Origin of the sequence: Citrobacter sp. MGH 55 (genome assembly GCF_016906145.1) — a bacterium.
GTDB lineage: Bacteria > Pseudomonadota > Gammaproteobacteria > Enterobacterales > Enterobacteriaceae > Citrobacter_A > Citrobacter_A amalonaticus.
In genome coordinates this window covers 1452475-1459763 of the sequence record NZ_CP070239.1, presented here as the reverse complement: position 1 = coordinate 1459763, position 7289 = coordinate 1452475, and the positions used below count along the sequence as shown (strand labels likewise).

The window sequence follows — 7289 nt, the reverse complement described above, 5'->3', positions numbered from 1 at the left end:
ACTCGGCGCTACCGGGCCCTTTCGTTTAGAAATAATATTTAAAGCGAACGCGACCACCATAACGATTATCAGAATCGTCGCCGTTCACATTATCGCCTTCGCTATCCAGAATTGAGTAATATGCGCCAAGGTAAATATTGAAGTTTTGCATATTCATCACATTAGCAAACTGATACGACGCGTGAATGGTATGAATGTCATAGGTGCCTTTATTATTAATCCAGCAGCCGTCATCACACACCACCCCTTCAAAGTCATCAATTTTGTTATGCGCGTAGATATAACCTAATTCAAAACGTTTCCACAGCGCGTTCAGCCCGGCGGTAAAATCGTTTTCATTATTGGCATCAAGATAAGCGGTATTCAGGTTAACCACCATGCCATTCTCCGGATCGGTCTTTAATCCATTCCATGTCATCGTCATACCGTAACCGGTACGGTCCGACTGATCGACAAATTTACCGTTTGCGTTGGTGTAGCCATAGGCGTTATTGACGACGTTCGATTCCATCGCGGCAGCTACCGAGAACGCATCCTGCGACCATGAAATAACCGGACGCAAATAGGCAACGTTTTTCTGTTGATCCATTTTCCGACCGTGGAATTCGTCATCGTTATAGAGTGAAGTGCCTTCTTCCAGCAGAGTGTTTAACTCGAAGTACCAGTTATCCACCTGCTTGCTGACGAGGAAGTTACCGCCAGCATCAGAACGACCGCGGCCTTCTTTCATCATATAGATGTAACCGCTGCCGTCATCATACAGATTGTTGGCGGTATTCCCCGAATGTTCAACAAAGGTATCCTGATTCAGTGGGAACATATCGTAGGCTTCGAAGCGCCCCACCTTCACTTTCCAGTCATTCTCTTTACCAAAGAAGAAGACGGCATCATCGATATTCACCGTACCGGTCATATCCCCCAGCGGTTGGGCGGAGAATCCGGCATAATAACCCTCACCCAGCTTACGTGTACCATCAAAGCCCAGTAAAATCCGGCCATTAATATTCCACTGTTCGTTAGTCGGGTCATGGTCAACACTGGCATTGGTCATTGCCAGCAAGCCATGATTACTTTCCGCATCCATGTTGAATTCAACATCACCATAGATTTTCAGATCGCCATAACCGGAAAGCAGCAGATTCGGTGTCGCGGCATTCTTTTTCGTCTCCTCAGGAGGGGTTTGGCCGTTAACTGGCGTGTTGCCCTGTGCCGCCTTAATTTCACGGATTTCGGTTGCCTGTTGGGTCTGTAATTGCTGAACCTGATTTTCCGCCTTTGCCGCCCGATATTCTGCGGCCTCCAGTCGCGCTTCCAGTTGTTCGAGCCGTTGTTCCAGCGTCATTTTTTGCGTTTTAGCAAAACCATTATTAGCGATTAATAACAGACCTATTGCTAAAGCCAGCGTCGATTTCCTCATTTATTTGCGCTCCTTGAAAATAAATAATGGACAGCGTATTTCTTTGAGAAATACGCAAAATGAATAACAAAATAGCATGTGTTATTTTTATATTTAATAACGACTACAATTGACGATAATAATCAACTGTTACCGCGCCGCAGGCCAGCAATTACTAACATGCAGCTTTCTTTGTGTAAACGCAGAAAGCATTCAGTTCGTGAGGAATATAACAAAAGGGCTAAAATAAACGAAATATCATAAAAACAATTAAATATGCATTAAGAGAAAAAATAATTAGAAGTAATCATTCGGGGGAGCCTTTTGCATACCATAGCGATGAAATTCCAGGTTCGCTAAACTCTGCTCGGCCACCAGAATCGCCTGGGTATCCGCTTCCAGCGCCTGGAAGATATGCTCCTGATCGGCGGGATAACAAATATAGTCGCCCTCCCCTAACACTTCTGGCGCTTCTGTCAGCCCGACCAGCGCTTTTCCCTTCGTAACAATAATATGCTCAATCGAGCCCGGTGGATGCGGCTGAGAAATGCGGTCGGCTCCAGGCTGGGTCAACAACAGATAGATATCACGCCGTGCGCCAGGCGGGCAGGCAGCCAGTAAAATCGCCTGATAGTGCGCCTGTTCGGCCACTACTTTCGTGCCCTCACCGCACCGGATCACCTGCGTTTTTTGCACCTGCGGCTCCAGCAGTCGCGCAAAGGGAATATCCAGCGCCACACAAAGCGACCAGAGGGTTTCCAGACTAGGATTACCGTTCCCCGCCTCCAGTTGGGAAAGCGTCGACTTGGCGATCCCCGCCCGTCGGGCGATTTCTGCCAGCGACAGACCCGTCCGCTGACGCTCGCGAACCAGACTTTTGGCGATCACGCTGATGGGTTGTGTCATACCCGACTCCATGTTTTTTATATCGAACGAATCGTTCATCTTGTCAAACACTGATGTTGCGTTCATTATAATGGAAATTCGTTCGATATGGCTAAATCATGGCGCACTTCTTCTCCTGTCTGAAGGCAGACACGATAAAAGCAATCTTTCTGGTCTGCCTGGCGGTAGGCGTGGTTGGGATGTCCTACGGTTCACTGGCGATGGCTTATGGCTTCCCGGTGTGGGTGCCGTTTGTACTCTCTATTTGTGTGCTGGCAGGAGCGTCCGAATTTATGTTTATCGGCATTGTCGCCAGCGGCGGTAATCCGTTAGCCGCTGCCGCAGCCGGTTTACTGGTTAACGCCCGCCATGTTCCGTTTGGCGTGACGGTACGGGATCTGGTCGGCACCCGCGCGGCGAGTTTTTTCGGCTGCCATATTATGAACGATGAAAGCGTCGTGTTCGGCCTGTCGCAGAAAACCCCAGAGCAGCGCAAAGCCGCCTACTGGCTATGTGGCCTCGGCGTTGCCATTCTGTGGCCGCTGGGGACCCTGCTGGGCACCGTGGTGGGTCAATTGCTGCCAGCCCCGGAAACCATCGGGCTGGACGCCGTGTTCCCGGCTATCCTGCTGGCTCTCGTCGTCCCGGCGTTTAAAAACCGTACCACTCTGATTCGGGGCCTGAGCGGAGCCGCCGTGTCGCTCGCCGCCGTGCCTTTCGCGCCGGTCGGGCTGCCAGTTCTGCTCTCCCTGCTGGGCTTACTGACGAGGAAAAAGTAATGGGTAACATGACGCTGTTTATCGTCGGTATCGCCATTTTATCGGCAGGCACCTATTTAATGCGCCTCGGCGGCGCCAGACTGGGCAGTCGCCTGGCGCTCTCTGAACGCGCTCAGGCACTGTTATCCGATGCCGCCACGGTACTGCTGTTTTCCGTCGCCCTTGCCACCACCTTTTATGAAGGCGAGCATTTTGCTGGCATGGCACGCGTTCTCGGCGTGGCGTTCGCGGTCTTTCTCGCCTGGCGTAAGATGCCATTGATTGTGGTGATCGTCGCCGCCGCCGTGGTGACCGCGCTGCTGCGAATGGTAGGGATACACTAAAAAAGCGCCCGCGGGCGCCCTTGAAGGGGTAACGGCACTCTACCGTTCAGGTTTTGTCTATCTGTTCGTCTATCCAGGCGATAACGGATTCAATATCCAGCGTTTGCTGTTGATCTACCGTAAACACCGGCCCGAGCCGCATCGGTTCGGCGCGTTCTGCCAGTTGCGCCAGTTCGGGTAGATACTCCTCACCGGGATGACCCGGTTTGCGATCCTGTAAGCGGGTGGCATAGCGCGTCACTGCCAGCTCAGGCGTGATCTGATTCCACACTTCCAACACCTTCTCAACACCCGCCTGCTGCAAGAGTTGTTGCAACCTCTCGCGAGGCTGAAAGCCAAACCAGGCATCAACCAGCCAGACAACGTTCGCCGGAGCGTGGCCAATAATAGACCAGATCACCTCATAGGCCGCACAGCCCAACTGCCGGTTGAAAGGCCGGTCGATATCCGTAAAGCGTGCCATAAACGGCTCTTTGATCCCATCAATCGTCAGCAGTGGCAAACTGAAGGTCCCGGAGAGCTGATGAGTAATGGTACTTTTACCTGAAGCGGGGATCCCGTTAATCAGAATCACTGTTTTACAGTCCGGCGAGAGGTGTCGTTTCATAGCAACGCGACCACCTCTTCCCGGGAACGTGCCGCCCGCAACTTCGCCATGCGTTCATCGTTATCGAGTAAGGCGACAATGGCGCGGATGCCCTCTTCAATATGCGCATTACTGTCCTGCGCACCAAACATAATGACAATGTCGGCGGCTTCACTGTCGGCAAACTGAATGGGCTTATCCAACAGCACCATGCTAAAACAGTTACGCTTCACCCCACATTCTGGACGGGCATGGGGGATCGCAACCCCTTCATCAAATACATAATACGCCCCATGACTGAGGGTGTTGTCGATAACCGCCTGACCGTATTCCGCTGAAATATACCCTTTTGCGACCAACGGTCTGGCCGCCAGTTGAATCACCTTCTGCCAGTCGTTTTCCGCGACGCCAACCTGAATGGCATCGGCCTCGATCAGTAATTCTTTTATCGTCATGACGACTCCCTAAGCGCTTAATAAACCCGACGCTAAATATTCCGGCGAATAACATTACGCAACTCATCTATACGCACAAAAAGCGAATCAATATCCTGCCGGTGCGTCTGGCTTTTGGCATAGACCGACAGCGCCCGGTTATAGATCAGCATTAATGCTTTCTGTATTTCACCATTACCCGGGTTGCCCTGCAGTTCACCTTCCAGCCTGGCGATTTCTCCCGCCAGAACACGGGATTGTTCATCATAATCTTCCGGCGGGCGTGTTTCTTTTTTCCATAACGATTTCAAAGATTCAAACATAGCGATCCCCCGCCCTGATGGACAACAGGGCAACAAAACATCATTTATTAATAACGGAGTTATTTAAATAACGCGATCTTTTCCATTAATACCTGGGTGACGGCATTATTTGCCGGAATTAAAAACTTACGTACGCTGTCATTCACTTTGCCTTTCTCAAAGGTATTTTTACACTGGTCGACCCACTGTACGTTCATTTCCGTGCCGACATTCACTTTATTAATGCCTTCAGTGACGGCCAGGCGCATATCGTCGTCACTCACCCCCGTCCCTCCGTGTAATACCAGTGGAACACCGGTCGCGGCGCTGATCTCTTGCAGCCGCTGATGTTGAATCTGCGCCTTGCCGGTATACAGGCCGTGTACCGTACCCACCGACACCGCCAGCATGTCGACTCGCGTTTCCTCAACGAAGCGTTTGGCATCTTCTACCGTCGTAAAGCAGATATCCTCTGCCGCCACTGCTTTGCCATCCTCTGAGCCACCAATAGCCCCAAGCTCGCCTTCCACCGTAATATTGCGCGGTCTGGCCATCTCCACCACGATGCGGGTATTACCGATATTCTCTTCCAGTTCCAGGTGCGAGCCGTCATACATGACCGAGGAAAATCCGGCATTCATCGCCGTCTCAATGGCGCTGATATCAGAGCAGTGATCCAGATGCAGACAGGTTGGGACATTCTCGCTCTCCGCCAGCGAACGCACCGCATCAACCAGCAGGCGATAACCCAGATATTCTGCCGTCCCGGTTGAAATCTGAATCATTAACGGGCTATTCGTTTTTTGCGCCGCTTTAAAAAACGCAGGCAGCATTTCAATACAGTGCAGATTAAAGGATCCAATCGCTTTGAAATTTCTTTCCTGGCCGATTTTTAAGATCTCGTTGAAATTATACAGACTCATGAACATTTTCCCCTTTTGGCTTAGCGGATTTACCGTTTACGAACCATGCCAGTGCGGCAACAAAAACAATGAACAACGCGACAAACAGCCAGTTATTCTGGAAGGCGTGGCCTAAAACGAGGCCGGAACTGATGACGTCAGAATCGCTGAACGTGACGCCGGTGAAACCGTAGGTTTCCAGCATCGGCACCAGAATCGCAGGCAGGAAGGTGATGAACAGCCCGTGAACTACGCCGCCGATCATCGCGCCACGACGGCCGCCCAGCGCGTTGCCAAAGACGCCCGCGGTCCCCCCGGCGAAAAAGTTAGTTAGCAGACCCGGCAGGATCATCGCCAGACCAAACATCGGGAACACCAGCATACCGATGATGGAACCGACAGTGGTCGCCAGGAACCCAACAATCACCGCGTTGGGGGCATAAGGGAACAGAACCGGGCAATCCAGCGCGGGCTTTGCATCCGGAACGATACGCATAGCGATACCGCGAAATGCCGGAACCAGTTCGTTGAGCAGTAAGCGCACGCCGCTGTAGAGCACGAAGACACCGGCCACAAACTGAATGGACTGCATGAAGGCATACATCAGATAGTTCACGCCGCCGGAGAACTGGGCGATATATTCCGGACCCGCCGCCAGCGCCGGAATGAGGTACATCGGCACCATCACTACCGCCATGGCGAGATAGGTATCCTGTAAGAACTTGAAATTATCGGGTAATTCAAGGTCTTCCGTGGAGCGAGATCCTTTGCCCACCACTTTAGCCACCGCCGCCTGCACGAGATAGCCAATAGTACAAAAGTGCCCCAGCGCCACATCATCCGAGCCGGTGATGCGCTTGACCACCGGTTGCGCCAGCGCAGGCATCAGCACCGCCATCACGCCGCCAAAAACCCCGCCGGTCAGAATCAACGGCAGTCCGGTGAGCCCCGATTTATAGCCAATGACCGCGCCAATGGTCGCCATCCACAACAACGCTTGTCCGGTCAGGAAGATGTATTTCAGCGGTGTCAGACGCGCGATGATGATATTGACGGCAAAAATCACCATCAGGGTTAACGCTACTTCTGAGCCCAACTCACGGTTAGCTAACCCGGCGATGGCAGCCACATCGGTAATGTAGCCCTTCATACCAAATCCCTGAGTAAAAATATCGTTCAGGAAGGTCAGTGTGGCGACAATAATATTGATCCCGGCCATCATGATTAAAAAACCGAGCAGCGTTTTAAACGTCCCCTCTGCGGTTTTTCCCGGTGATTTCTTTTGCAGGATCAGTCCGAGCATCGCGATAAAGGCGATTAATATCGACGCCTGACCGAGCAAATCTTTAACGATGAATTCAACGAAGCTATTCATAATGAGCTACCTTCAGATTCCGCTCTTTTAAAAACGCGACGATTTTGGCCTCAATTTCGTCTTTGTCCGTGAGCTTATTCAGAACCACGACCCGTTTAATTTCTTCTTCACTGGCATCCGCTGTTAAGATGTCAGCAAAGGTTTTTTGCGTCAGGATCATGTCAGATTTAAACGCCCCTGCTTCAGATACCGTGGTATGTTCGATATGCGCAGGAATTTCCAGTTTCTTTAAAACCGCTTTCGCCGTCATTTCAATAGCAAAACTTGAACCGAGGCCGCAGCCACATACGCAAAGAATTTTCAGCAT

Annotated in this window: 9 protein-coding genes and 1 pseudogene; 2 read left to right on the top strand and 8 right to left on the bottom strand. The window is 51.5% G+C overall.

Annotated elements, in window-relative coordinates; genetic code table 11:
• Positions 1 to 25: 25 nt before the first annotated feature.
• Together JTI98_RS05925 and JTI98_RS05920 are read right to left on the bottom strand one after the other, a co-directional pair.
• The gene (locus tag JTI98_RS05925; protein WP_099433488.1) at positions 26 to 1417 is read right to left on the bottom strand and encodes a carbohydrate porin; all 1392 of its coding nucleotides are present in this window, start codon (positions 1415 to 1417) and stop codon (positions 26 to 28) included.
• Positions 1418 to 1756: 339 nt separating this feature from the next.
• Positions 1757 to 2302, bottom strand: a pseudogene (locus JTI98_RS05920) (helix-turn-helix domain-containing protein); the annotation flags it as partial.
• A 98-nt stretch (positions 2303 to 2400) separates the two neighbouring features.
• On the opposite strand from JTI98_RS05920, the gene JTI98_RS05915 reads away from it, so the two are divergent.
• Both JTI98_RS05915 and JTI98_RS05910 read left to right on the top strand, forming a co-directional pair.
• Positions 2401 to 3060 carry an AzlC family ABC transporter permease gene (locus JTI98_RS05915; protein ID WP_042998885.1) on the top strand — a complete coding sequence of 220 codons (660 nt, stop codon included), beginning with the start codon at positions 2401 to 2403 and terminating at the stop codon, positions 3058 to 3060.
• A complete protein-coding gene (locus JTI98_RS05910; protein WP_042998884.1) occupies positions 3060 to 3383 on the top strand; it encodes an AzlD domain-containing protein in 324 nt (107 codons plus the stop codon). The genes JTI98_RS05915 and JTI98_RS05910 overlap by 1 nt, the downstream gene beginning before the upstream one ends.
• A gap of 46 nt (positions 3384 to 3429) precedes the next feature.
• Here JTI98_RS05910 and JTI98_RS05905 read toward each other — a convergent pair whose 3' ends face one another.
• From JTI98_RS05905 to JTI98_RS05880, 6 genes are read right to left on the bottom strand one after another with little or no spacing between them, the layout of a single operon-like run.
• A complete protein-coding gene (locus JTI98_RS05905; RefSeq protein ID WP_042998883.1) occupies positions 3430 to 3990 on the bottom strand; it encodes an ATPase AAA in 561 nt (186 codons plus the stop codon).
• Positions 3987 to 4424 carry a PTS sugar transporter subunit IIA gene (locus tag JTI98_RS05900; RefSeq protein WP_044327151.1) on the bottom strand — a complete coding sequence of 146 codons (438 nt, stop codon included), beginning with the start codon at positions 4422 to 4424 and terminating at the stop codon, positions 3987 to 3989. The genes JTI98_RS05905 and JTI98_RS05900 overlap by 4 nt, the downstream gene beginning before the upstream one ends.
• Positions 4425 to 4456: 32 nt before the next feature.
• Positions 4457 to 4726 carry a hypothetical protein gene (locus JTI98_RS05895; protein WP_042998881.1) on the bottom strand — a complete coding sequence of 90 codons (270 nt, stop codon included), beginning with the start codon at positions 4724 to 4726 and terminating at the stop codon, positions 4457 to 4459.
• 59 nt (positions 4727 to 4785) lie between these two features.
• Positions 4786 to 5628 carry a class II fructose-bisphosphate aldolase gene (locus JTI98_RS05890; RefSeq protein WP_042998880.1) on the bottom strand — a complete coding sequence of 281 codons (843 nt, stop codon included), beginning with the start codon at positions 5626 to 5628 and terminating at the stop codon, positions 4786 to 4788.
• On the bottom strand, positions 5615 to 6982 hold the full coding sequence (locus tag JTI98_RS05885) for a PTS sugar transporter subunit IIC (protein WP_058587296.1): 1368 nt from the start codon (positions 6980 to 6982) through the stop codon (positions 5615 to 5617). The genes JTI98_RS05890 and JTI98_RS05885 overlap by 14 nt, the downstream gene beginning before the upstream one ends.
• Positions 6975 to 7289, bottom strand: coding sequence for a PTS sugar transporter subunit IIB (locus tag JTI98_RS05880; protein WP_042325486.1), 315 nt, complete (start codon positions 7287 to 7289; stop codon positions 6975 to 6977). The genes JTI98_RS05885 and JTI98_RS05880 overlap by 8 nt, the downstream gene beginning before the upstream one ends.

What these genes read in the sequence shown, in the direction of transcription:
- JTI98_RS05925 (WP_099433488.1), bottom strand. Translation starts at nt 1,417, where the DNA reads ATGAGGAAATCGACGCTGGCTTTAGCAATAGGTCTGTTATTAATCGCT.
- JTI98_RS05900 (WP_044327151.1), bottom strand. Translation starts at nt 4,424, where the DNA reads ATGACGATAAAAGAATTACTGATCGAGGCCGATGCCATTCAGGTTGGC.
- JTI98_RS05905 (WP_042998883.1), bottom strand. Translation starts at nt 3,990, where the DNA reads ATGAAACGACACCTCTCGCCGGACTGTAAAACAGTGATTCTGATTAAC.
- JTI98_RS05915 (WP_042998885.1), top strand. Translation starts at nt 2,401, where the DNA reads ATGGCGCACTTCTTCTCCTGTCTGAAGGCAGACACGATAAAAGCAATC.
- JTI98_RS05910 (WP_042998884.1), top strand. Translation starts at nt 3,060, where the DNA reads ATGGGTAACATGACGCTGTTTATCGTCGGTATCGCCATTTTATCGGCA.
- JTI98_RS05890 (WP_042998880.1), bottom strand. Translation starts at nt 5,628, where the DNA reads ATGAGTCTGTATAATTTCAACGAGATCTTAAAAATCGGCCAGGAAAGA.
- JTI98_RS05880 (WP_042325486.1), bottom strand. Translation starts at nt 7,289, where the DNA reads ATGCTGAAAATTCTTTGCGTATGTGGCTGCGGCCTCGGTTCAAGTTTT.
- JTI98_RS05885 (WP_058587296.1), bottom strand. Translation starts at nt 6,982, where the DNA reads ATGAATAGCTTCGTTGAATTCATCGTTAAAGATTTGCTCGGTCAGGCG.
- JTI98_RS05895 (WP_042998881.1), bottom strand. Translation starts at nt 4,726, where the DNA reads ATGTTTGAATCTTTGAAATCGTTATGGAAAAAAGAAACACGCCCGCCG.